Source organism: Caulobacter sp. LARHSG274 (assembly GCF_052871235.1).
The window spans coordinates 887692-910637 of sequence record NZ_JBIXJO010000001.1 but is presented as its reverse complement, the minus strand read 5'-3'; the positions used below and the strand labels follow the sequence as shown (position 1 = coordinate 910637).

The window sequence follows — 22946 nt, the reverse complement described above, 5'->3', positions numbered from 1 at the left end:
GGCTGGCCATCGAGGCCAGGGGCGCCCAGTTGGTCTTCCTGCCGCCCTACTCGCCCGATCTCAACCCCATCGAGATGGCGTTTTCCAAGCTCAAGACCCTGCTGCGCAAGGCCGCCGAACGAACCCGGGACAATCTGTGGGACCGCATCGGGCTGGTCCTCGACGCCTTCACCCCCGACGAATGCGCCAACTATTTTCGGCATGCCGGATATGTGTCAACTTAAGCGACGAATGCTCTAGCCGGCGAGCGCCCGCCACTCGCGCAGCACATCCTGGTCCGTCTCTTCGATCGGCGGGCCCAAGCTTGAGAGCTGTCGCGCCGCCAGCCGCCCCGCCGCCCACACCGCCGCGCCGCGCACCACCGGCGCGGCGTCGGCCAGCAGCGGTTCGACCACCGCCATCAAGGCCGCGTCGCCGCTGTTGCCGATCGCGTAGAGCACGTTGCGCACGAAACGGTCGCGGCCGATGCGCTTGATCGGGCTCTTGCTGAACAGGGCCCGGAACGCCGCGTCGTCGAGCCGGACCAGCTGCGCCAGGGACGGACCCTTCAGGGTCTCGCGGGCGTGGAAGGCCGCCTCGCTGGACAGCTGGGCGAACTTGTTCCAGGGGCAAACGGCCAGGCAGTCGTCACAGCCGTAGATCCGGTTGCCCAGCGCCTCGCGGAACTCGACGGGGATCGGCCCCGACAGCTCGATGGTCAGGTACGAGATGCAGCGCCGCGCATCCAGCCGATAGGGCGCGGGGAAGGCCTTGGTCGGGCAGATGTCGAGGCAGGCCCGGCACGAGCCGCAGTGGTCGACCTCCGGCGGGTCGGCCGGCAGGTCGAGTGTGGTCAGCACGCTGCCCAGGAACAGCCAGGAGCCGAACGGGCGCGAGACCAGGTTGCTGTGCTTGCCCTGCCAGCCCAGGCCGGCGCGCTGGGCCAGGGGCTTTTCCATCAGCGGCGCGGTGTCGACGAACACCTTGACCTCGCCCCCGAACCGGCCGTGCATCCAGCGGGCCAGGGCTTTCAGCCGCTTCTTGATCACTTCGTGATAATCGTCGCCCTGGGCGTAGGCCGAGATCGCCGCCCGCGACGGGTCCTGCAGGGCCAGCAGCGGATCCTGCTCGGGTCCGTAATTGACGCCCAGCACCACCGCCGTCCTGGCGTCGGTCCACATCGCCGTGGGGTGGGACCGCCGGTCCAGCGTCTCCGCCATCCAGCCCATCGCCCCGTGGAAGCCCTCGGCCACGAACTGCCGCAGCCAGTCGCCGTTCGGCCAGGCGTCGCTGGCGCTGGCGAAGCCGCAGGCGTCGAAGCCCAGGCGCAGGGCCTCGGCGCGGATTTCGTCTCTCAGGGCAGTATGGGGGTGGTCAGAAGTCGAGATCGTCATAATGGGCGGCCGGCGCGAGTCCGGGCCAGCGATCGGCCAGGATCGGCCGAAAGGCCGGCCTCGACTTCAGCTTCATGTACCAGGTCTTGGTCGCCGGGAAATCCTTCCACGGCACGTCGCCGAAATAGTCGATCACCGACAGGTGGGCGGCGGCGGCGAAGTCGGCCAGACTCATCCGCCGGCCGGCCAGCCAGTCGCGGGCGTTCAGCAGGCCCTCGACATAGTCCAGGTGCTGGCGCAGGGCGTCGCGGCCGCGGCGCAGGGACGCCAGATCCGGCGCGCCCAGCCGCAGCAGGCGCTTTTCCATCTTCTCGTGCAGCAGGAAGCCGTTGACCTCGTTGTCGAACTTGCGGTCGAACCATTGCAACAGGCGGCGCGCCTCGGCGCGTTCGGCCGGCTCGCGACCCAGCAGGGCCGGTTCGGGCTCCTGTTCCTCGATATGTTCGAGAATGGCCCGGCTCTCGCAGATCACCGCCGTGCGCTGGTGGCGGGTCTCGACCAGCACCGGGGTCACGCCCGACGCGTTGAGCTGGACGAAGGCGGGCGGCGATTCCCAGTAGCGCACCTGCACCTCGACGAACGGCAGGCGCTTTTCGCCCAGGGCGAGGCGCACCTGGCGCGAGGCCGGGTCGAGGGGGAAATGGTGAAGGGTGCGATCGACGCTCATGCCCACGCGCATTCAGGCTGCATCGTTCGATCGATGCGCCGCTTTGCTTAACAACAGCTTGCTGAACGGCGTTTATCGACGGCGTTCGTGGTCAAATTAGGGGCGGGCGCACCTCAGGCCTTGGCGTTCATCCGGCCGATCAGGTTGGTGGTGCTCTGGCCGGGCTTGAGGTCGGCCAGCAGCACCCGGCCGCCATAGCCCAGCACCACGTCGGAACCGACCACGGTCTCGACCGTGTAGTCCGCTCCCTTGACCAGCACGTCGGGCCGGAAGGCCTTGATCAGGTCGAGCGGGGTCTGCTGGTCGAACAGCACCACCAGGTCGGCCGACGACAGCGAGGCCAGCACCGTGGCCCGGGCGGTCTCCGTCTGCACCGGCCGGGTCGGGCCCTTCAGCCGCTGGACCGAGGCGTCGGTGTTGAGGGCGACGATCAGCCGGTCGCAGGCGGCCTTGGCCTGGGCCAGCAGCGAGACGTGGCCCGGGTGCAGCAGGTCGAAGCAGCCGTTGGTGAAGCCCACCTTCAGGCCGCGGGCCCGCCAGCCGGCGACCACCGCCAGGGCGCGGTCGAGATCGGCGATCTTGTCCTGGGCCGGGTCGGCGTGGGCGCCGAGGCTGAGGGCCAGCAGCTCGTCGGCGGTGACCACGTCGGTGCCCAGCTTGGCCACCACCAGGCCGGCGGCGAGGTTGGCCAGGCGCGCGGCGTCCAGCGGGCTGGCGCCGCGGGCCAACGCGAGCGCCAAAGTCGCGGCCACGGTGTCGCCGGCCCCGGAGACGTCGAACACCTCCACCGCCGTGGCCGGAAGGTGCACGGTGGCCTGGCCGCGCTGGGCCAGGGTCATGCCCGCGCCGCCGCGGGTGATCAGGGCGGCGGCGAGGTTGGGCGCCGCGGCCAGGATGGCGTCGGCGGCCTCGGCGGCGGCCGCGTCGTCGGAGCCGGTCACGCCGGTGGCCTCGGCGGCCTCGCGGCGGTTGGGCTTGATCAGGGCGGCGCCGTCATAGCGGGCCAGGTCGCGGCTCTTGGGGTCGACGATCACCGGCTTGCCGGCGGCGTTGGCGGCGGCGATGGCGGCGCGCAGCACCGGCGGGCTCAGCACCCCCTTGGCGTAGTCGGACAGCACCACGACGTCGACCTCGCGCAGATGGGTCTTGAACGCCGCCAGCAGGGCCGCGGCGTCGGCGTCGCCGCGATCCTCGCGGTCGGCGCGCAGCATCTGGTGTGAACCGGAGATGTAGCGGGTCTTCTCGGTGGTGCGGCGGGCGGAGTCGACGATCAGGGCCGAGTCCAGGCTGGGTTCGCGGTCGATCAGTCCGACCAGGGTGCGGCCGGCCTCGTCGTCGCCGATCACCCCGATCAGCACCGCCCGCCCGCCCAGGGCCGCGACATTGCGGGCCACATTGCCGGCCCCGCCCAGCATCACCGTCTCGCGCTCGACGGCGATCACCGCCACCGGCGCTTCGGGCGAGATGCGGTCGACCGCGCCATAGACGAAGCGGTCGAGCATGACGTCGCCCAGCACCAGCACGGCGGCGCCCGCAAAGGCTCTCGGCAGCTTGGCCAGGGTGTCGTCCATCGGGTGTCGGCTCGTCCAGTTCGAAACGTCGCCGCCATTTGGCCCCGCCCGAGCCCGTGCGCAAGCGTCCGGCGTCGGTTCAGGCCGGCGCGCTCTCGCTGAACGCCCCGCCGTGCGGCTCAGCGACGCCCCGCGGATCGGGGTGCAGCAGGATGTCGGCGGCCGGAAAAGCCTCCAGCACCCGCTTCTCGGCCGCCACCATCACCGCATGGGCGGCGCTGAGCGGCAGGGCCGGATCCAGGTCCATATGGGCCTGGACGTGCATGTAGGGGCCGGAGGCCCGGGTTCGCACCTGATGGACGCCCAGCACCCGCGGATCGGCGGTCATCAGGCCGATGATCCGCTCGCGGTCGGCCAGCGGCAGTTCGTGGTCCATCAGCTGGTGCGACGCCTCGCGGAACACCCCGATCGCCCCCCACAGCAGCCACAGCGCCACCAGCAGGCCGGCGGCGGCGTCGACCCAGGCCAGGCCCAGCAGGCCGGCCGCGGCGATGCCGACCAGGGACACCGCGTTGGCGGCCAGGTCGGCGGCGTAGTGGGCCCGGTCGCCGGACACCGCCACCGACCGCGTCCGGCGCGTCACCGCCGTTTGAGCGCGGATCAGCAGCAGGGTCAGCAGGATCGAGACGGCCATCACCCCCACGCCCAGGACGCCGTGCTCGGGCGCGCGGGCCCGGAAGAAGGCCCGCACCGCCTCCTGGCCGATCAGCGCCGCCGAGGCGAACACCAGCCCGCCCTGGGTCAGGCTGGCGAAGGCCTCGGCCTTGCCGTGGCCGAAACGGTGTTCGGCGTCCGGCGGGGCGGCGGCGTAGCGCACGGCGTAGAAGGTCACCAGCGAGGCGACCAGGTCCAGGCCGCTGTCGGCCAGCGAGGCCAGCATGGCCACCGAATGGCCGGCCAGCCAGGCCGCGCCCTTGATGACGATCAGGACCGTCGCCACCGCCACCGACAGGGTCGTGACCCGGCGGGTCAGGACCAGGGACTCGGCGGCGGTCAGGGCGGGAGCGAACATGCCCACTGTGTAGCAAGCGCCGCGAGACGACCCCAGCGAGAACGACTCGCGCGAGCGGTTCGCAGATCTAGGCGCTGTGGGCAGTTGACGATCTGGGCCGAATTTCTTGGGCCGAATTCCTCGTCCTTCGACAGGCTCAGGATGAGGAATTCTACTGAACCGCCCTACCATTAGCACCGCCCTACCATTAGCCCTCATCCTGAGCTTGTCGAAGGACGAGGGCGGCTCCTCCGCGCTAAACACTGAACTGTTCACCGCCCCCTACGCCGCCGCCTTCGTCCTGGGCCCGACATAGACCGACTGCGGGCGGATCAGCTTGCCGGTCGCCCGCTGTTCGCGGGCGTGGGCGATCCAGCCGGCCGTGCGGCCCATGGCGAACACGGCGGTGAAACTGGCCGGCGGCAGGCCCAGGGTTTCCAGCAGCAGGGCGGTATAGAACTCGACATTGGTGTCCAGCGGCCGGCCGGGCTTGCGCTCGCGCAGGATCCGCAGCGCCGCCTGCTCGACGGCCTCGGCCAGGGCCAGGCGGCCGGGCGCGGCGCCGGAGACCTGGACCAACTGGCGCAGCGCCGCCTTCAGGGCGTCGGCCCGCGGATCGCGCACCCGGTAGATGCGGTGGCCAAAGCCCATCAGCCGGTCGCCGCGGTCGAGGGCCGCCGAGATCCAGGCCTCGGCCTTGTCCGCGGTCCCGATGGCGTCGAGCATCTCGATCACCGGACCGGGCGCGCCGCCGTGCAGCGGACCCTTCAGGGCCGACAGCCCGGCCAGCACCGCCGAGGTCAGGCCGGCGCGGGTCGAAGCCACCACCCGGGCGGCGAAGGTCGAGGCGTTGAGGCCGTGGTCGCAGACCGTGGCCAGATAGGCGTCCAGCGCCCTCGCCTCCCCGGCCGCAGCCGCCGCCCCGCGTGTCATCCGCAGCACGTCGGCGGCGTGCGGCAGGGCCGGGTCTGGCGCGACCGGCGGCTGGCCGGCGGCGATCCGCAGCACGGCCGGGGTGAAGACGGCCGGCGCGGCGATCAACAGCAGGGCGACGTCCAGCCCCTCGCCGTCGGGCAGGCGGGCGACCAGGGCCCGGACCGCTTCGACCGGATCGCGCCGGGCCAGGGTCTCGTCGAGCGCCGCGACCTCGGCGAAGACCCGGACCCGGGCCGCGCCCAGGGCCGGGGCGAGGTCGGACGGCAGGTCGTCGAAGAAGCCGTCGAGCAGCAGGTGGACGACGTCCTCGAAGCCGGCACGATAGGCCAGGTCCTCGACCGCGTAACCGCGGATGATCAGGCGGCCGGCCTGGCCGTCGACCTCGGACAGCGCGGTGCGGGCGGCGACGACGCCTTCCAGGCCTTCATGGGCGGGGCTTTGCGACATGGATGAAGTCTCCTTTCGCCGCCAATCCCATGCTCGGACGACTTGATCGTCAATCTTGATCAATATAATCAATGTGAATGACCGATTGGATCGAGGCGGAGCAGGCGATGGCGGCCCTGGGGGTTCGGGCCCAGACGCTGTACGCCTATGTCAGCCGCGGCCGGGTGGCCGCCGCCGCCCATCCGGACGACCCCCGCCGCAGCCTCTACCGCGCCGCCGACATCGCCGCCCTGGCCGCCCGCAAGGCCCGCGGCCGCCGCGCCGCCGACGTGGCGGCCGAGGCCATCGCCTGGGGCGAGCCGGTCCTGCCGTCGGCGATCACCACGGTCATCGGCGGCCGGCTGTTCTATCGCGGCCAGGACGCCGTCGACCTGGCCCGCATGCACAGCCTGGAACAGACCGCGCGGCTGCTGCGCGGCGGCCACGGCGCGCCGCTCAAGGGCCCCGAGCCGCGCAAACCGAAGAAGGGCGACACCCCGCCGGCCCGGCTGTTCTCGACTCTGGCGATGCGGGCCGGCCTCGACCCGCCGGCCCGCGGCCGGGCCCCGCTGGCCCTGGCCCTGGAAGCCGCCGGCCTGCTGGAGGCCGCCGCCGACGCGGTGGCCGGCGCCTTGGGCGAGGGCCCGATCCACCACCGCCTGGCCCAAGCCTGGCGCCTCGATGCGGCCGGCGCGGACCTGGTGCGCCGGGCCCTGGTGCTGCTGGCCGACCATGAGCTCAACGCCTCGACTTTCGCGGTGCGGGTGGCGGCCTCGACCGGCGCCTCCCTGGCCGCGGCGTCCCTCGCCGGCCTGGCGGCGCTGTCGGGGCCGCTGCACGGGGGCATGGCGGCGCGGGTCGAGGCGTTCGCCGACGAGGCCCGGCGGCGCGGGCCCGGCCGGGCCGTGGCCGAGCGCCTGACCCAGGGCGCGCCGACCCCGGGCTTTGGCCATCCGCTCTATCCCGACGGCGACCCGCGGGCGACGGCGCTGCTGGAGGCCTTCGCGGTTCCCCAGGACCTGGCCGACCTGCGCCGCGAAACCGAGGCCGCCACCGGCCAGCCCCCGAACATCGACTTCGCCCTGGTCGCCCTGGCCCAGACGCTGGCCCTCCCCGCCGACGCCCCGTTCAGCCTGTTCGCCGTCGGCCGCATGGCCGGCTGGCACGCCCACGCGATCGAGCAGCTGCAGACCGGGCAGCTGATCCGGCCCCGGGCGCGGTATGTGGGGGAAGTTCCGCGCGCTCCTGCATCGATCGCGCCGGCGAAGACGGGGACCTAAACGGCCTGAACCTGACGTCTGGCGGGTCAGGCGGCGACGCGATCTCCGTTTGCCTTACGGGAGAAGGCCGCCTCGCGGAACGAGATCGGATGAAGGATTGCACCGCCCCACGCCCGATCATCCCCGCGCAGGCGGGGGCCCAAGCGGCGTTGGCCGCTTCAGGTTCGGTGTGAAATCCTGGACTCAGTTTGGGTCCCCGCCTGCGCGGGGATGATCGGATTGGGGAGGCGCGCGGCGTGTTGCGGTGCTCCATCCCCGCGGTTCACGGGGATGGAGGGCGGTCGAACTCAACGAAATCAACGCCTTGCGATTTTCTCACTTTTTTCGATCCTCACCCTCCCAGGCTGGCCCGATAATGTCCTCACCTGAGAGCACGGGGAGGGCGCACGTACGGCGACCGCTGCGGTTTTCAGGGGTGGACGAGCGGGAAGGCTGGTCCGCCGCGTTTCCCTCGGGAGACGTCTTCGGGACGGATCGGATGCAGGCTCACCCTGGTCGTGACGAAGCTCCGGCGCTGAAGGCAGGCGGATCGGTCAGCAGGCATGCGGGGGTTACGCATGCGGTCGGGCGCTATCCTGAACCGACACAAGCTGTCGGTCGCCATTTAGGGTTCCCGACACACGCCCTTGTGGTGACGCCCCCTTTGCCCGCAAAGGCTCGCGCCACAGGGGCGTGTGTTCACCAGAAACGACACTTGCTGATGGCAACCATCTGAGCGTCCGAAGGTCGCGTCGGCGCCGACGGTGCTTTTTCTCGTTTCGGGCCTAAATGCGGATCTCGTAGCGTCGGCCTGCTCGTGCCAACACCAGCACCCAGCTGTCGAACACAAACGTCTTGTCCTTGCCGGACGAGAAGTAACTCACTGCATTGCCATGCAGATCGTAGCCCATCCAGTAGGGACCTTGGTTGGGCGAGCGCACGGCAAGGATCAGAGCTCTGTCTGGGTTAGGCGGATCCGCTACGGTCTGGGCGATCTGCGGCGTGAGGCGCGGCGGACAGAGACCTGTCGGTGGCCCTGGTAGAATATACGGGGCAGCGTGCGTTAGGTCTATCTCGGTGGTCACCTCGACGTCCGTGATCTGGACCCCGAGTTCACCGTGAAGTTCGTAGAGCTGGCCAGGCGCAAGACCAAGAGTGGTCCAGGGTGTGAAGGGCAGCAGTCCCTCCGCGTCCCCAAGTTTGACGATCATGCCAATGCCCGGCGCGGCTGACGTCTGTTGCTTCGCCAGTTCCATGGCAATGGCCCCGATCGGCATCGAGCTCAGGTAATCAGCCTTCATACCTGTCGGGTCGAGCAGGGTAGTGATAGGTTGTGGCGTCATTTTCTCTCCTCTCCTGTTGATGAGCAGATTCGATATGGGCGGAACGCTGCTATTCGGCAATGTCAAGAAATCGACGTTTCTCGACCGAGATCATTGGGTAGGACAGGGAGATTTAGATGGAAGCCGATGCCTAAGCTGTCGGGAGTGGTAGTGTTATGCTGGGAAACTTGGGTCTGATCATCTCAATCAGCCGGTCAAACTGGTGAGGGCTTAGAAACCTCCCCAAGGCTTTCCGGCCATCGTAGAGTTCCGCCGTGCCAAGGTGCAGGGTTAGCCCGACGAACCTCTTCGCGCCACCGACGCAATGTGCGTGTGGATTCGATGGGTAGGGATCGGCATCCCCCTTATGCACGCGCCAGACCTCGCCAGAGACGCGATAATCTTCCTCCAGAATGTAATGCCCGTTCGGCAAAACCATCTCGATAGCGCCGAGGGTTAAATCTACGTAGTCACTGGTGTCGCCTAACACGCCCCGAAAATCCCGTTCGCCCTCGTCATTCTCGCGTTGGGACATCACTTGCTCCGACTTGGGGGGGCAAACGCAAACCAGGGTGTTCGATCAAGGAAGAGCAACGACGACAGGATTGCGTTGGCTGCCACTATCGCGTTTTCAGGCTGCGCCTCGGAAGATGGCCACGCATTGACGACATCGGCCACTCGAAACACATCATGGCCAACTGTCCAGATGAGGTTAGTGCCGCCATCCATTCGCTCTTCATCGAAGTGCGTAAAGTCTCCTGGCAGGTATGCCGTAAAGGCGTGGCCATCCAACTCCCACATGCTTTGGTCGAAGATGTCGCTGAGGCCCAGTAGGCTTGCAGCACGAAGAAGCACCGCTGTCGTCTCGGCAGGGCGCTCGACAAGATCGGGAGCGCGGTCAAAGGTGCCACTTCTGCGGGCCAGCAAGTAGTTCAGGACCGTATCGGCCGGTATGTCATCACGGGCAATTTGCCCTCCGCAGTCCGTCAGTGAACCGAAGAGCAGCCCGGCGAGCGCCTCGGCTTCGTCGACTAGACCCAACTCCCTTGCACCAGCCAGAGCTACCGCCCAACAGGGGGCCTGCGCGTCGCTCATGGCAACCACCGAGCCGGAATAGTGCGTCAGGACGAGTCGAAGGACCCTTGCAAACGCCTCAGCCGCCTCATCCCGTTGAGGAGCACCGTCGTCAAACATCCATCGAGCAGCAACTGTCCAACCAAGGACGTTCGCAATTCTCAAGGGCAGGTAGAAGAGATCCGCGAGCCCTCCGCCCCTACGTGCAAGGAGCACAAAACGATCTTCCTCAAGATCGTCGCAGAGATGCCGGGCTGCCGCGATCAGCGTGCCGCCGATCTCAGATTGAAGAGCGCGCACCTGCCGCCGGATCAATTCATGACCAAGGTGCGGCATCAGGCACACGGCGAGCGCCGCACCCGTCAACGCCGGTCGAAACACATCGTCGGATAACTGAGCCCGTTCCTGGACCGCTGCTCCCAGACGCTCGACGAACCCGGCGAGTGCTTCCGGCGTCGCCACCAGGGGGGCGATGGCGGATTTGACGACCGTCGTAAACTCCCTCGCATTCCACACGCCGCTGGTCGATGCATACGCTCGCCACAGTGCATCGTAGTTCGCGCGCACGGCTGTGTCGCTCGCCGCCGGCCAAGCCTGAAGAACCTCGCGCAACGGCCTGGATGGATCGGCGCCAAAGCGGGGATTCCGGCAGAACCGAGGAGGTCCATAGAGGTTGAGGCCCCAGACGACGGGGGTTTGGTCGGTCGATGCGCGCAACGTGGTTGAGACGTGTCTCCCGATCTCGACCAAGTCCAGCGCACTGGTCGTGTCTTGCACCAGCGCCCGCCCTTCGATGCAGTCCAAAATGGCGTTGGTGCCAAAACCACCTGCCGCGGTTTCGCCCGAGTACTGGTCCTGGGCCGCGGTTGCCACGAGCGTGACGCCCGGCGTGTCAGCATCGCCCAGCACATTGGATTTGAGCAGGGTATTCAGGTCCGAGATAAGGCCGCCAGCTTCGCAGGCGTCGATAATGATATTGCTTTGCGAGGGCGCGGCTTCGTTGAGCGCCAGGAACAGATCCGAAAGCGAGATGGCCGAGAACGAAAGAGCGGTCGAGATCGAATCTTGGACGAGCATGTAGAAACTGCCGCCTCGAACCCCGCCATGGCCGGCGAAAAAGAACGTGAAAGTATCGACGGCGCCGTTCGAGAACAGAACCGCCCGCAGCGCATCACGAACCTCGCCCGACGAAGGGGAAAGAAGAAGCCGTGACCTAGCCCGGTCATAATCACCAAGCTCGGGTCGGGTGAGTGTGTCGAATATCCTCTGCGCGTCGCCCTCGGCACCGGTGAGGGGATTCTGATGGTCGTAGGCGTTGCAGCCAATCGCAATCAGGACTCGCATCACGCAGGCCCGTATCGAACGAACTTGGCCTTGCGCTCGACTTCTCGGGCAAGCGCTTCCTCCGATTTGCGAGCCTTCAAGGCTTCAAGCCGGTCTTTGAATTCCTGCGGCGCCGCCTCTAGCGCCGCCATCATTTTCGCTCCGGTCTCGGGATGCACATGCAGCTCTGGGAGGCTCACTTCACCGTTCTTGTCCGCCATGAATTCTATTTTTTCGATGGTCGCCATGAAGGCGTCGGCCAGCGATGGCTGAGCTTGGGCGTCGACCACATTGCCGACCTGCCCAGCCGCCTCAGACACGGTCGAATAGAGCATCTCCGCAAATTGCCGCTCCATGGCCTCCTTGAAGGCGGCAAACGTGCTGTTGATTATCGAAAGATCGTTGTTGGCGATGTCTTCAAAGCGAATGGCCGTCTCCGCTGAGTGAGTGTGCCACTTCACCTCCGGCGCCTGTGGATTCGCCGGATTGTTCCACCCTCCACCATGCCGGAAACGCTGGGTGTTTTCAGGGCGCAGGTACTTGCCAACAACGGCTTTCTGGAGCTCCGCGAACACCCGGAGCTGGCTGCCCAGAAATGCGCGGGTTTCGTCGTCGTACGCGAAATAACTCCGCGCTTCCCGTTCCTGCGACTCAGCCATTTCTGCTTGCACCGCTCGTTTGACAGCAGATCATCTCACCATGATTCCGGGTGTCGGCCTCTATTGAACCTTTCCACGCGAGCTGGTTACGCCCGGCAGCCAAGGGCCGGGCCAAGAAGGCTTAGCCATGAGCTGGTGGCAGGGAATTCAAGCCGATGTCGAAGGCCGCTCGTTCGCGACGCGGGACGAATGGCATCGGTATCTTGTCCAGCAGGATGCGGCGGCACACGGGTACAGGCCCAGTGCGTCGTCTCGCCGAACAGCCGGCGTCCAAGCCAAACTTGATGAGCGCGCGCCGTATATGAACGACGCTGGCGTTCTACTGAACTGGTTGATGTACCAAGGCCCGGGTTCGTCGGAACACCGGATCAAGGCCGCCATGGCGCACATCGCAAAGTGCATTAGCGGATAGCGCATGCCCGCTACCCAGCGGGTTCTTGCCGGGTTGCAACCCTGCGACCAGGGTGACGCTGACGGCGGGGGGCGAGATCGCCACTTCTGCTGGACGAGCGACCAACAGCCCGGCGATCAGCACGATCGCGACTTGGCCGCCGAAGGAGGCGACCGCCATACGGCGAGGGTGGGCCTCAGGGCGGAGCGCTGTGGATCTTCGCATCGAGGACTGGCTATCGGACCTTGGTCCTGGTGGAGGAGCGGTTGAGCCTACCGGCCGACGCCCGGCCCGTCCACACGCGGCTCAGCTTGACGCCGTTGAGAGTTGGCCGATCAGCGGCCAAGCGGAATTGATCGACTGAGCCGCACCATGGCATGGCGCCTTTGTTCGAGGCGAAGCGGAAAATTCCTTCGTCCGCCGGTTGCGCCCTGGAAAACACATCTCTACGGTCAAGCTGCGCAATCGGGGGCGGTGCAAGGTGGCTTTTTGTCGGTGGTCGCAGGTCGCGACCTGCTTGGGCGCGCTCGCCCTGGTGGCGGCGGCTGGGCCCGCCTCAGCTCAGGTGACGACCACCTACAACTATGACCTCCAGGGTCAGGTGACGACGGTCGCCCGGCCGGCCAACACCGTCACCTACGGCTATGACGCGGCAGGCAATCGCACGGCGCTGTCGGTGAGCTATCCCGCTCCGGGCGCGGCCGCCGGTTCGTTGTCCGTGCCGTTCGGCGGCTCGGCCAACCTGGCCCTGCCGGTCTCGGGCCAGGTCAACAACGCGGTCACCGACACAGCCCCGACCAAGGGCTCGGTGACGATCTCCGGCACGACCGCGACCTACACTGCTTCGGGCTCCAACTACGGAGCCGACAGCTTCACCTATCATGCGGTCGGACCGGGCGGGAACTCGCCGGTCCAGACCATCAGCGTCACCATCGCCAATCCGCCCGCCCCAAGCGCTGGCGCGGTTTCGGCCAGCGTCGCCTACAACACCGCCAAGGCCATCACCCTGGCGCCGGGCGGCGTCTATACGTCGCTGGCGGTCGCCGCAACGCCGTCGCACGGTTCGGCCTCGATCTCCGGAACGACGGCGACCTACACCCCGACCAGCGATTACTCCGGCGCCGACGCCTTCACCTATACGGCGACGGGCCCGGGCGGCACGAGCTCAGCGGCTACGGTGTCGATCACCGTGGCCAATGCCGCCGCTCCAACGGTCGCGGCCGTGTCCGCAAGCACCGCCTACAACACCGCCGCCAACATCGGGCTGTCGCCCAGCGGCCTCTACAGCTCGCTGGCGGTCGCCAGCGGCCCGTCACACGGCTCGGCCTCGATCTCCGGCACGACCGCGACCTATACGCCGACCAGCGGCTATTCCGGCTCCGACAGCTTCACCTATACCGCGACCGGCTCCGGCGGGACCAGCGCCGCGGCCACGGTCAGCGTCACGGTGGGCAACCCGGCCCCGACGGTGGCGGCGGTCTCGGCCAGCACCGCCTACAACACCGCCAAGGCGATCGCCCTGTCGCCCAGCGGCGTCTACACTTCGCTGGCGGTGGCCGCCGGCCCGTCGCACGGCTCGGCCTCGATCTCCGGGACGACGGCGACCTACACGCCGACCAGCGGCTATTCCGGCTCAGACAGCTTCACCTACACCGCCACCGGTCCGGGCGGCACGAGCGCGGCGGCCAGCGTCAGCGTCACGGTGGGCAACCCGGCCCCGACGGTGGCGGCCGTCTCGGCCAGCACCGCCTACAACACCGCCGCCAACATCGGGCTGTCGCCCAGCGGCGTCTACACTTCGCTGGCGGTGGCCGCAGGCCCGTCGCACGGCTCGGCCTCGATCTCCGGCACGACCGCGACCTATACGCCGACCAGCGGCTATTCCGGCTCCGACAGCTTCACCTACACCGCCACCGGGCCCGGCGGGACCAGCGCCGCGGCCACGGTCAGCGTCACGGTGGGCAACCCGGCCCCGACGGTGTCGGCTGTCTCGGCCAGCACGGCCTACAACACCGCGGTCAACATCGGGCTGTCACCGAGCGGGGTCTACAGCTCGCTCGCCGTGGCCGCCGGTCCGTCGCACGGTTCTGCCTCGATCTCGGGGACGACGGCGACCTATACGCCGACCAGCGGCTATTCCGGCTCCGACAGCTTTACCTACACCGCGACCGGACCGGGCGGGACCAGTTCAGCGGCAAGCGTGTCGGTCACGATCGCCGCGCCCGTCAATCATGCGCCAGTCGCGACCAATGACGGCTACGGCATGCTGCAAAACGAAACCCAGGATTTCTATGTCCTGGGCAACGACAATGATCCGGACGGCGATCCGCTGACGATCACCGCGGCGAGCACGCCCGTCCGCACCGGCGGCGCAACCTTCGGCGGGGTCGGATCGGCCACGATCAATGGCAATCACATCACCTATACCGCGCCGCTGGTCAGCAAGTTCTCCACCGGCGAGTTCAAGTACATCAGCTTCACCTACACGATCACCGATGGACGCGGCGCGTCCTCGACCGCGACGGTGAACGTCAGCGTCGAAGGGTCGTGATCGTGCGACGCCCCCATGGTGCAGAAAACGCCGCTCGCGACCGCCATTTGGCCGGTCGCGCCGTCCTCAGAGCCAATCGCTGGAACTCCGCCTTGAGAAGTCACCCATCCGTGTCGCTGAGCAGCGCTGGTTTTGCTCGCATGGCGCTGTCCCTGCTCCTGGCCTATGCGACGCTCTCCTTTGGCCCGGCAGCGTCAGCGCAAGATGTCGCCATCCCACCGCCGCAGCATTCGGCCGTGGACGCCAACGGCGTGGACCTGATCAGCGGCGCCGCCACGCCGAGCCAGAACATCAACAACATTGGCCCTTCGGGACCGGGAGGCCTTTCCGAGACCCAGGTCCTGCGCGCCGGCTCGCCCTATAACTCGCTCTATTCCTACCTGGAGCAGCGATATTCCAGCACCAGCCTGACGACCACGGTGTCGTTCATGGGGCGCACCGAAGCGTTCAACGGCTTGGCCGCCCAGGGCGTCAGCATGGGCTCGCTCAACGGGTCCATCGCCGACGACGGGACCGATTTTCTGTACATCCTGCCCAACGGGACCGTCGCCCGGTTCGCCTGGACCGAACCGAACTATACGCGAACCAACGTGGTGCGCTCGACGCTCAAGAGCGTGACCTATCCCTCCGGCGAGGTCCTGACCTTTACCTACGACCAGCCCGACACCGGATTTGGCAATCTCCAGAAGGTCGAAAGCAGTCTGGGCTACGCGCTGATCGGGACCTTTTCACAAATGTCGTCGACGGGGGCCGTGGCCGCCAACCTGACCGGCGGCGGCTGCACCGCGACCGCCTGCTCGGGCTCGACCTTCGCCAATCAGGCGACGCTGGGCCGGACCCTTACGAGCTCTTCCACCACCGGTTCGCCGATGACTTTCACCGTCAATAGTCCGGCCGGGGGGGCGGCGCGGGTCTACACGGTCACGACCTCCGCACTGGGAAAGCGACGGGTCACCGCCTTCAGCGACGGGGTGGGTACATGGACCTACGGCTATGCCGACGTCATCGACGAGCGTGACGCCAGCAACAATCCGACCGACTGGATCACCACCGCCACCGTCACCGATCCGCTTGGCGATAAACGCATCGTGGTGTCGCGCTACAAGACCCAGCTGATCATCAGCGACACGATCGGGGCCACCGCTTCGGACCCTGGCAAGACCACCACCTTCCAGTATAGCGCTGACAACCAGGGCCAGGGTCATGGTCTGCTGACCGGCATCACCTATCCCGAAGGCAATCGCACGGTCTACGAATACGACGCCTATCGCAACGTCACGGCCAAATGGGACTATCCCAAGCCAAGCTCAGGCGCGCCGACGGTCGTGGTCCGCGCGTCCTATGGCTCGGTCTGCGCCAGCAGCAGGGTCTGCGACAAGCCCGATTGGGTGAAGGACGCGCGCGGCAATCAGACCGACTTCACCTATGACCCGGTCCATGGCGGGGTGCTGACGGTGACGGGGCCAGCCCCGGTCTCCGGCGCGGTGCGTCCCCAGACCCGCTACGCCTATGGCCAGTTCACGGCGATGTACGTGCGCGGCGGGGTCCTGCAGGCGGCGGCCGCGCCGGTCTGGCGGCTGACCCAGACCTCGACCTGCCAGACCCAGGGACCGGCCGTTGGAACCACGCCGGCTCCGTGCGTCGGCAAGGCCGACGAGGTCGTCACCAGCTACGCCTATGAGCCGAGCAATGTCGCCAACAACGTGCGGCTGCTGTCGACCACTACGCGGTCGGGCGACAGCTCGCTGTCGGCAACCACGACCTACGCCTACAATGACCGTGGCGACGTGATCAGCACCGATGGTCCGCTGGCGGGCTCAGCCGACACCACCCGGACCTATTACGACGCCTCGCGCTGGAAGATCGGCGAGATCGGGCCCGACCCGGACGGGACCGGACCGCTGCTCTATCGCGCCAGCCGCACGACCTATAGGGCCGACGGGCTGGTGACGCTGAGCGAGACGGGCACGGCGACCGGTCAATCGGACACGGCGATGAGCAGCTTTGCGCCGCTGGCCTTCACTCGCAGCACCTATGGCCCGACCGGCCAACTGATCAAGACCGAGGCGGGCCAGCCATGATCACCGACGGGGGGAGCAAGGGTTTGGGGCGCGTGAAGGCTTGGGCCCTGGCCCTGTTGCTGGGGATGTCGGCGGCTTCCGCCCAGGCCGAGACGGTCACCAGCGTCACCCAATACGCCTATGACGCGGCGGGCCGCCGAACCTGCACGGCGGTGCGGATGAACCCGGCCACGTTCGGTTCGGCTCCGGAGGCCTGCAGTCTGGGGACCACCGGGACCGACGGCCCCGATCGCATCACCTACACCGCATACGACGCCGCCAACCGGGTGACCCAGGTGACCAGCGGCTATCTGGCTCCGAGCGGTTACGCTTCACGGATCGAGAAGACCGTCACCTATACCGCCAACGGCCAGGAGCAGACGGTCGCCGACGGCAAGGGCAACCTGACCACCTACGAGTACGACGGCTTGGATCGGCTGGCCAAGGTCCGCTATCCCAACCCGACCTGCTGCGCGAGCTCGATCGCCGACTACGAGGAATACGGCTATGACGCCGCCAACAACCGCACCAGCTGGCGGCGGCGCTTCGAAACCTCGCCGGTGATCTTCACCTATGACGCCTTGAACCGCGCCAATAATGGCCTGCGCGGCGAAACCTACGTCTACGACAACCTGGGCCGCCGGACCTCGGCGACCTATGCCGGCGCCGTGGCCAAGGCGACCTATGACGGCCTGGGGCGGATGACGTCCGAAACCACCAACGGCAAGACCCTGGCCTACTGGTACGACCTGGCCAACCATCGCACCCGGATCATCTGGCCTGATAGTTTCTACGTCACCTATGCCTATGACAAGGTCGGGGCGGCGACCGCGATCAAGATGTCCGACAACAGCGCGCTGGTCGCCTTCGCCTATGACAACCTGGGTCGTCGCTCGAGCCTGAGCCGGCTGAACGGCCTGACCACCAGCTACGGCTATGACGCCGCCTCGCGGCTCACCTGCCTGAGCCACGCGACGACTTGCCCCAACGCAGGCGCGACCTGGACCTTCGCCTACACCGCCGCCGGCCAGGTCAAGACCCGCACGGCCGCCAGCAGCCTTTACGAGTGGAGCAGCGCCCAGGCGGCCAAGAGCTACACCGTCAATGGCCTCAACCAATACGCCACCGCGGCCGGGACGACGCTCGCCTACGACGCCCGCGGCAATCTGAGCAGCGATGGGGCCAAGACCTATTGCTATGACCTGCTCAACAATCTCACCGGCGTCTGGACCGGCGCGATCAACTGCGCCAGCCCGCCCGGCGGCGCGACCGCTCTGCTGAGCTATGAGCCCACCGGGCGGCTTGGGCAGATCACGGCCGGTACGACGACCACCAACCTGGTTTATTCGGGGCCGGACCTGGCGGCCGAGTATGACGGCGGCGGCGCCTTGGTGCGCCGTTACATTCCCGGCCCTGGGACCGACGAGCCGCTGGTCTGGTTCGAAGGGGCGGGCACCACCGATCCGCGCTGGTTGCTGGCCGATCCGCAAGGCTCGATCGTCGCGGTGACCAACGCAGCCGGGACCTCGATCGCCACCAACACCTATGACGAATACGGCATCCCCGCCGCCGGCAACCTCGGCCGCTTCCAGTACACCGGCCAGGCCTGGATTCCCGAACTGGGGCTGTACCACTACAAGGCCCGGGCCTATTCTCCGACCTTGGGGCGGTTTCTCCAGACAGATCCGATTGGATATGGGGATGGGCTGAACTGGTACGCCTACGTCGATAACGATCCTCTGAATCGGAGCGATCCCACAGGTAATGACGGCGTGGCCGCCGGCGCGGCAATAGGTTGCGGAATTACAATCGAGATCGGCTGTTTCGAGGGTGCCGCAGTTGGAGCTTTCCTCGGCGGTGTTGCTGATGGCGTTGCAATTTCGGGCATAGTTGTGGGCGGGGGCGCCCTTATCGACAAATTTATCCATCGCAATGACGAGGCAAAACCGCCGACGGCCGTGGCTAACCCCGATGGAACGGTGACAGGGTCTGACGGAAAGCCAGTTAATACCTCTTCAGGTGGACCAGGGGCCGGAAAGCGATTCCGTCCTGCGACGGCAGCCGATAAGGCGCGCACCGAGGGGAAGCCATGCACATATTGCGGGAAACCGATGACCTCCCAACCGGGCAAGCCCAATAGCGCCCAGCAAGATCACGGCGTTGCTAAATCTCGCGGCGGTAATAATACTTCTGGAAATAACAATGACGGCTGCGCTTCGTGCAATCAAAGCAAGGGGGCGAAGCCGGTATGGGATTGGGTGAAAGATAAGTTTGGAATTTCGCTATGACGAAACTTGTCAAAATTGCTTTCCATTTATCTGGCGATGATGCTCGAAATGGGTTTGAGATTGAGAGGCTTTGGGCCACACCCTTAGAAGATGATTTATATGTTTTGGATAATTCCCCATTCCAGGTCTACGGCGTCAGCTTTGGCGACAAGGTTTTGGCTCGCTCACAGAATGGCGACCTGACCTTCATCTCTGTGGCTGAACGAGGGGGGCACTCGACTTATAGAGTTATGCTGCCGACCGGAAAGGGTCATGACTATTTTTTAAAATATTGGCCGAAGCTTGAGGCGTGCGGGTGTAGTTACGAGGGCGCTACCGGCGATCAGCAATTATATTCACTAGACGTTCCAAGTTTAGACGCTGTGCAGGGCGTGTATGATGTCCTTCAGGAAAACGAAAATGCGGGTGTCTGGGAGTTCGAAGAAGCGCATTATTTTGGCAATGATTAGTGGTTGGTCATGCGCAGCATCATTGCGTGTCCGCGACCCATACCGGTAACGCCGGCTGCGACGATCGCTCGCTACGGCGCCTTGTGGTGGTGCGCTCCACGAGCGTCGTGGTTTTGTCGATAATCGCATCGGGTGTAGCCTGGCCTCGGATCGAAAGGGCATTCGCATGACGCCTTCGCAGACCACGCCCCAACCTGGCGACCGCCTCGTCGCCGCCATCGAGACGCAGACGGTGGCGATCGAGCGCGCGATGGTGAAGGCGTTCTGGATCCAGCTCGCCGGCCTGACGGTGATCATATCGGTGGCCATGACGGCGTTCGTGGTCGTGGTGAAGGCCGGCTGAGGCCATCCTTCAGGTAGCCGACGCGGCGCCGATCGCCCCAACCTGAGGGGGCTGTTCCCGTGTTCACGGCACCACAGATCGTCGCGGGTGCCGGACGTCAATCTGCCCCTCAAGGGCGGCTACGCCGTCGCCAACGGCGATGCGCTTCGCGCACCCTTGACCGTCAGCTTGCCGCCCGGCCAGGGCTCGGCAATCGGTTTAAGCCTAAACAGGCGCTACGCGCCTGCGGCTTAACCGCGATCTAGGCTTTGAGGCGCACGCCTGGGCCGCCTTCGCCTGCATCGAGAAAAACGACGCCAGCCCCTTCTAAAGCGCGGCGGACGGCCTCGATGTTGGGCGCGGAGCTACGCCCGGGACCGATGGCGCTCTCCATACGGCGGATCGTCTGCAATGAGACGCCAGAGGCTTCAGCCAGCTTCGCACCAGACCAGTCAACAAGCGCCCGGCCAGCACGGATTTGCGCGGCGGTTATCATGATTTGGCACTTTTAGAGTTATACGGCACTTTTAGTTTGATCTCATCGAGTCGTGGTGGTACAAAAAGGATAACCACTGAACCGGGATGTTCGCTATGGGCTCGCGTCGAAAGACGGGCGGCAAAGACGTGCGCCTGCCTGACCTCACCAGACGATCAGTTATCGGCGCCGCCAGCGCCGCGCCCGTCCTCGCTAACGCAGGCGGTGAGACCGCCGCAGACGACCTGATCGTCCGCTGCGCCAGCTTCGTCGCCATCGACATCAGGACCGGCCGCTTGGTGCGCCGCTGGGGTGATCTTGAAGGCGAAGCCTTCAAGCTGCCCGGCTGGTTCGACCTGTCGAAAGAGGAGCAGCTGGCGCTCCCCCAAGGGCGGGAGATGGCCGAGATCGATCGGATGCTCTCCAGCCTGTTCGAGCAGAGGGAGAAGCTGCTGGCGGAGCTGCCGGGTGTGGCCGCCAACGACCCGACCGGCGTCGCCGCCAAAATCGCGGTGGCCGCCAGGGCGGTCGATCCCGAAGACCACGAAGAAGCCCATCACCTCATCGCAGGCGCCGCCCGTGATCTGGCCAACATGCGCTGCCCCGACTGTCATCGCCCCTTGGTGCTTGAGAGCTGGATCGACTGGTCGATCCGCACGGGTCGGGAGTGAAAGCGGGTGAGCCGCGCTCTAACCGTCGTTGAGGCCTTGCGGGTCTGGGTCGAGGCTTGGCGTTTCGCTCGTCAGGAATCGCCCGCCATGACCGACGACCCGCGCCCCACGCTCCAACACTTCCGCCCTGCCAACGAAGACGCCGCTCTCTACGCTGTAGGTACGGTTTCGCCGCAGCAGGACGCGGTTCTGGCCCTGGCCCGCTTGATCGGCCGCCAGATCGCCCGAGAAGAGTTCCAGCGCAGCTTTGCGCCCGCCAACGACCACGCCCCGCGCTCGGAGATCGACCAGGGCTAGCTTCAGGAGATCGTCATGACCCGCGTGGCCATCTACGCCCGCTATTCCGACGATAAGCAGAGCGCCCATTCGATCGAGGATCAGGTCCGCATCTGTCGCTTGCACGCCGACAAGGCCGATTGGCGGGTCGTGAACACCTATTCGGACGCGGCCATCTCGGGTTCGACCGTCATCCTTCGCCCCGGCGTCCAGGCCTTGCTCCGCGACGCCCTGGCCGGCGAGTTCGATGTGGTCCTGGCCGAGGCCATGGACCGGCTCAGCCGCGATCAGGAAGACATCGCCGGACTCTTCAAGCGCCTGCGGTTCGCGGGAGTGCCCATTGTCACCCTATCCGAGGGCGAGGTGTCCGAGCTTCACGTCGGGCTCAAGGGCACGATGAACGCGCTCTTCCTCAAGGACCTTGCCGCCAAGACCCATCGGGGCAACCGGGGGAGGGTGGAGGCCGGCAAGGTCGCAGGCGGCAATTCCTACGGCTACAAGGTCGTTCGCGAGATCGACGCGGCCGGCAAGGTGACGACCGGCGAGCGGGAGATCATCCCCTATGAGGCCGAGATCGTGCGCCGCATCTTCCGCGACTATGTCGCCGGCAAGAGCCCGCGCCAGATTTGCATCGAGCTGAACGCCGAGGGCGTCGCCTCGCCCAGAGGCCGGGCCTGGGGTGAGATGACCATCCGGGGCCACCAGTCGATCCAGTCGGGCATCCTCAACAACCACTTCTATATCGGCCAGATGGTCTGGAACCGGCGCCGCGACGTCCGCAATCCCGACACCGGCCGGACGCGTCACCGCATCAACCCTCAAAGCGAATGGGTCTACGCCCAGGCGCCGCACCTGCGGATCATCGACGACGACCTCTGGAACGCCGCCAAGGTCCGCCAGGCCCACCACGCCAAGGCCTATCAAGAGGCCGTCGCCAGGGGCGCGCAGGGCTTCCAGGCCGCCGCCACCAGCCGCAGGCCCGCGACCCTGCTGTCGGGCCTGATCACCTGCGGTCTGTGCGGCGGCACGATCGCCAAGCGCGGGAACAATCGCTTGGCCTGCGTCGCCCACATCAAAGGCCAGGGCTGCACCAACGCCAGCGCGGTTCGCAGCGACAGCCTGGAGGCGCGGGTTCTCGTCGGGCTCAAGGAGCGCTTGATGACGCCCGAGGTGATGGCCGAGGCCATGCGGTCGTTCATCGAGGAGACCAACCGCCTCAACCACCATCGCCGGGCCAGCGAGGCGGCCGACCGTCTGCGGCTGGAGAAGGCCAGGAAGGCCATCGACGGCATCGTCTCGGCTATCGAGGATGGCGGCTATACCCGCCCGCTCATGGACCGCCTGAAGAGCCTGGACGCCGAAGTCGAAGCGATCGAGCGCTCCCTGGCTGAAGCCCCGCGCGACGTGCCCGACGTTCACCCCAACGTCGCCGAGCTTTACCGCCGCAAGGTCGAGCGATTGGTCGAGGCGCTGAACAACCCGGCCGACCGCACCGAGGCGGCGACGGCGCTGCGCGCCCTCATCGAGAAGGTCGTGGTCACGCCGACCGGACGGCGCGGGGAGGTCGATGTTCGGCTGTTTGGCGATCTGGAGACCGTGCTGGCCTGGGCGGAGGACAAGGAGTTGGAGTTTCGCAGCCCGGCGAGGCTATTCCTGAAAGCCGCTGGGGATGGCTTGTCGGTCCCGGCGAGTGACCGGTCCGGGACCGGGGCTCGCCGCCCTGGCCCGCCCGTCGGGGGCGCGAGCGAAAGCGTCCGGTAAGGGGTTAAGACCCCCGCCAGCCGGACCGCTCCCGGATAACGGCTCTGCGCGAAGCGCCAGACTTCGTCGAAACGGTACACACACTGCAAACCCTCCGGGCG

Annotated in this window: 20 protein-coding genes; 10 read left to right on the top strand and 10 right to left on the bottom strand. The window is 66.7% G+C overall.

What is annotated here, in order from left to right; genetic code table 11:
• On the top strand, window positions 1-224 hold a 224-nt coding region (locus ACIPQB_RS04305), incomplete at its 5' end, for a transposase (protein ID WP_446483963.1).
• 12 nt (window positions 225-236) lie between these two features.
• On the opposite strand, the gene queG is transcribed toward ACIPQB_RS04305, so the two are convergent.
• From queG to ACIPQB_RS04280, 5 genes are all read right to left on the bottom strand, one after another.
• Window positions 237-1373: a tRNA epoxyqueuosine(34) reductase QueG gene (gene queG / locus ACIPQB_RS04300; RefSeq protein ID WP_446483962.1), complete on the bottom strand. Its 1137-nt coding sequence runs from the start codon at window positions 1371-1373 to the stop codon at window positions 237-239.
• Window positions 1354-2040, bottom strand: a complete 687-nt coding sequence (gene fzlA, locus ACIPQB_RS04295) for an FtsZ-binding protein FzlA (RefSeq protein WP_446483961.1) — start codon at window positions 2038-2040, stop codon at window positions 1354-1356. The genes queG and fzlA overlap by 20 nt, the downstream gene beginning before the upstream one ends.
• 113 nt (window positions 2041-2153) lie before the next feature.
• A complete protein-coding gene (gene rfaE1 / locus ACIPQB_RS04290; RefSeq protein ID WP_446483960.1) occupies window positions 2154-3611 on the bottom strand; it encodes a D-glycero-beta-D-manno-heptose-7-phosphate kinase in 1458 nt (485 codons plus the stop codon).
• A gap of 79 nt (window positions 3612-3690) precedes the next feature.
• Window positions 3691-4623, bottom strand: coding sequence for a cation diffusion facilitator family transporter (locus ACIPQB_RS04285; RefSeq protein ID WP_446483959.1), 933 nt, complete (start codon window positions 4621-4623; stop codon window positions 3691-3693).
• 261 nt (window positions 4624-4884) lie between these two features.
• Window positions 4885-5985, bottom strand: coding sequence for a citrate synthase/methylcitrate synthase (locus ACIPQB_RS04280; RefSeq protein ID WP_446483958.1), 1101 nt, complete (start codon window positions 5983-5985; stop codon window positions 4885-4887).
• 77 nt (window positions 5986-6062) lie between these two features.
• On the opposite strand from ACIPQB_RS04280, the gene ACIPQB_RS04275 reads away from it, so the two are divergent.
• Window positions 6063-7244 (top strand): citrate synthase, encoded by a 1182-nt coding sequence (locus ACIPQB_RS04275; RefSeq protein ID WP_446483957.1) that lies wholly within the window; start codon window positions 6063-6065, stop codon window positions 7242-7244.
• A 764-nt stretch (window positions 7245-8008) separates the two neighbouring features.
• Here ACIPQB_RS04275 and ACIPQB_RS04270 read toward each other — a convergent pair.
• The 5 genes from ACIPQB_RS04270 to ACIPQB_RS04250 all read right to left on the bottom strand — a co-directional run bounded on the left by ACIPQB_RS04270 (window position 8009) and on the right by ACIPQB_RS04250 (window position 12172).
• Complete coding sequence (locus ACIPQB_RS04270) at window positions 8009-8566, bottom strand: hypothetical protein (RefSeq protein WP_446483956.1); 558 nt, start codon at window positions 8564-8566, stop codon at window positions 8009-8011.
• A 130-nt stretch (window positions 8567-8696) separates the two neighbouring features.
• Window positions 8697-9080 (bottom strand): hypothetical protein, encoded by a 384-nt coding sequence (locus ACIPQB_RS04265; protein ID WP_446483955.1) that lies wholly within the window; start codon window positions 9078-9080, stop codon window positions 8697-8699.
• Entirely contained in the window at window positions 9080-10963 is a 1884-nt protein-coding gene (locus ACIPQB_RS04260) for a caspase family protein (protein WP_446483954.1), read from the bottom strand. Before ACIPQB_RS04260 ends, ACIPQB_RS04265 begins: the two co-directional genes overlap by 1 nt.
• On the bottom strand, window positions 10963-11601 hold the full coding sequence (locus ACIPQB_RS04255) for a hypothetical protein (protein WP_446483953.1): 639 nt from the start codon (window positions 11599-11601) through the stop codon (window positions 10963-10965). The genes ACIPQB_RS04260 and ACIPQB_RS04255 overlap by 1 nt, the downstream gene beginning before the upstream one ends.
• Before the next feature lie 319 nt (window positions 11602-11920).
• On the bottom strand, window positions 11921-12172 hold the full coding sequence (locus ACIPQB_RS04250; RefSeq protein WP_446483952.1) for a hypothetical protein: 252 nt from the start codon (window positions 12170-12172) through the stop codon (window positions 11921-11923).
• 337 nt (window positions 12173-12509) lie between these two features.
• Here ACIPQB_RS04250 and ACIPQB_RS04245 point away from each other — a divergent pair, with 337 nt between their 5' ends.
• The 8 genes from ACIPQB_RS04245 to ACIPQB_RS04210 all read left to right on the top strand — a co-directional run bounded on the left by ACIPQB_RS04245 (window position 12510) and on the right by ACIPQB_RS04210 (window position 22845).
• Window positions 12510-14543 (top strand): beta strand repeat-containing protein, encoded by a 2034-nt coding sequence (locus ACIPQB_RS04245; RefSeq protein ID WP_446483951.1) that lies wholly within the window; start codon window positions 12510-12512, stop codon window positions 14541-14543.
• A gap of 140 nt (window positions 14544-14683) precedes the next feature.
• Window positions 14684-16624: a hypothetical protein gene (locus ACIPQB_RS04240; protein WP_446483950.1), complete on the top strand. Its 1941-nt coding sequence runs from the start codon at window positions 14684-14686 to the stop codon at window positions 16622-16624.
• A 32-nt stretch (window positions 16625-16656) separates the two neighbouring features.
• Window positions 16657-18891 (top strand): RHS repeat-associated core domain-containing protein, encoded by a 2235-nt coding sequence (locus tag ACIPQB_RS04235; protein ID WP_446483949.1) that lies wholly within the window; start codon window positions 16657-16659, stop codon window positions 18889-18891.
• Entirely contained in the window at window positions 18888-19340 is a 453-nt protein-coding gene (locus ACIPQB_RS04230) for a DUF4265 domain-containing protein (RefSeq protein ID WP_446483948.1), read from the top strand. The genes ACIPQB_RS04235 and ACIPQB_RS04230 overlap by 4 nt, the downstream gene beginning before the upstream one ends.
• Before the next feature lie 166 nt (window positions 19341-19506).
• A complete protein-coding gene (locus ACIPQB_RS04225; RefSeq protein ID WP_446483947.1) occupies window positions 19507-19683 on the top strand; it encodes a hypothetical protein in 177 nt (58 codons plus the stop codon).
• 570 nt (window positions 19684-20253) lie between these two features.
• On the top strand, window positions 20254-20808 hold the full coding sequence (locus ACIPQB_RS04220) for a hypothetical protein (RefSeq protein ID WP_446483946.1): 555 nt from the start codon (window positions 20254-20256) through the stop codon (window positions 20806-20808).
• Between the two features lie 87 nt (window positions 20809-20895).
• Window positions 20896-21105: a hypothetical protein gene (locus ACIPQB_RS04215; protein ID WP_446483945.1), complete on the top strand. Its 210-nt coding sequence runs from the start codon at window positions 20896-20898 to the stop codon at window positions 21103-21105.
• A gap of 15 nt (window positions 21106-21120) precedes the next feature.
• Window positions 21121-22845, top strand: a complete 1725-nt coding sequence (locus ACIPQB_RS04210) for a recombinase family protein (protein WP_446483944.1) — start codon at window positions 21121-21123, stop codon at window positions 22843-22845.
• Window positions 22846-22946 lie beyond the last annotated feature (101 nt).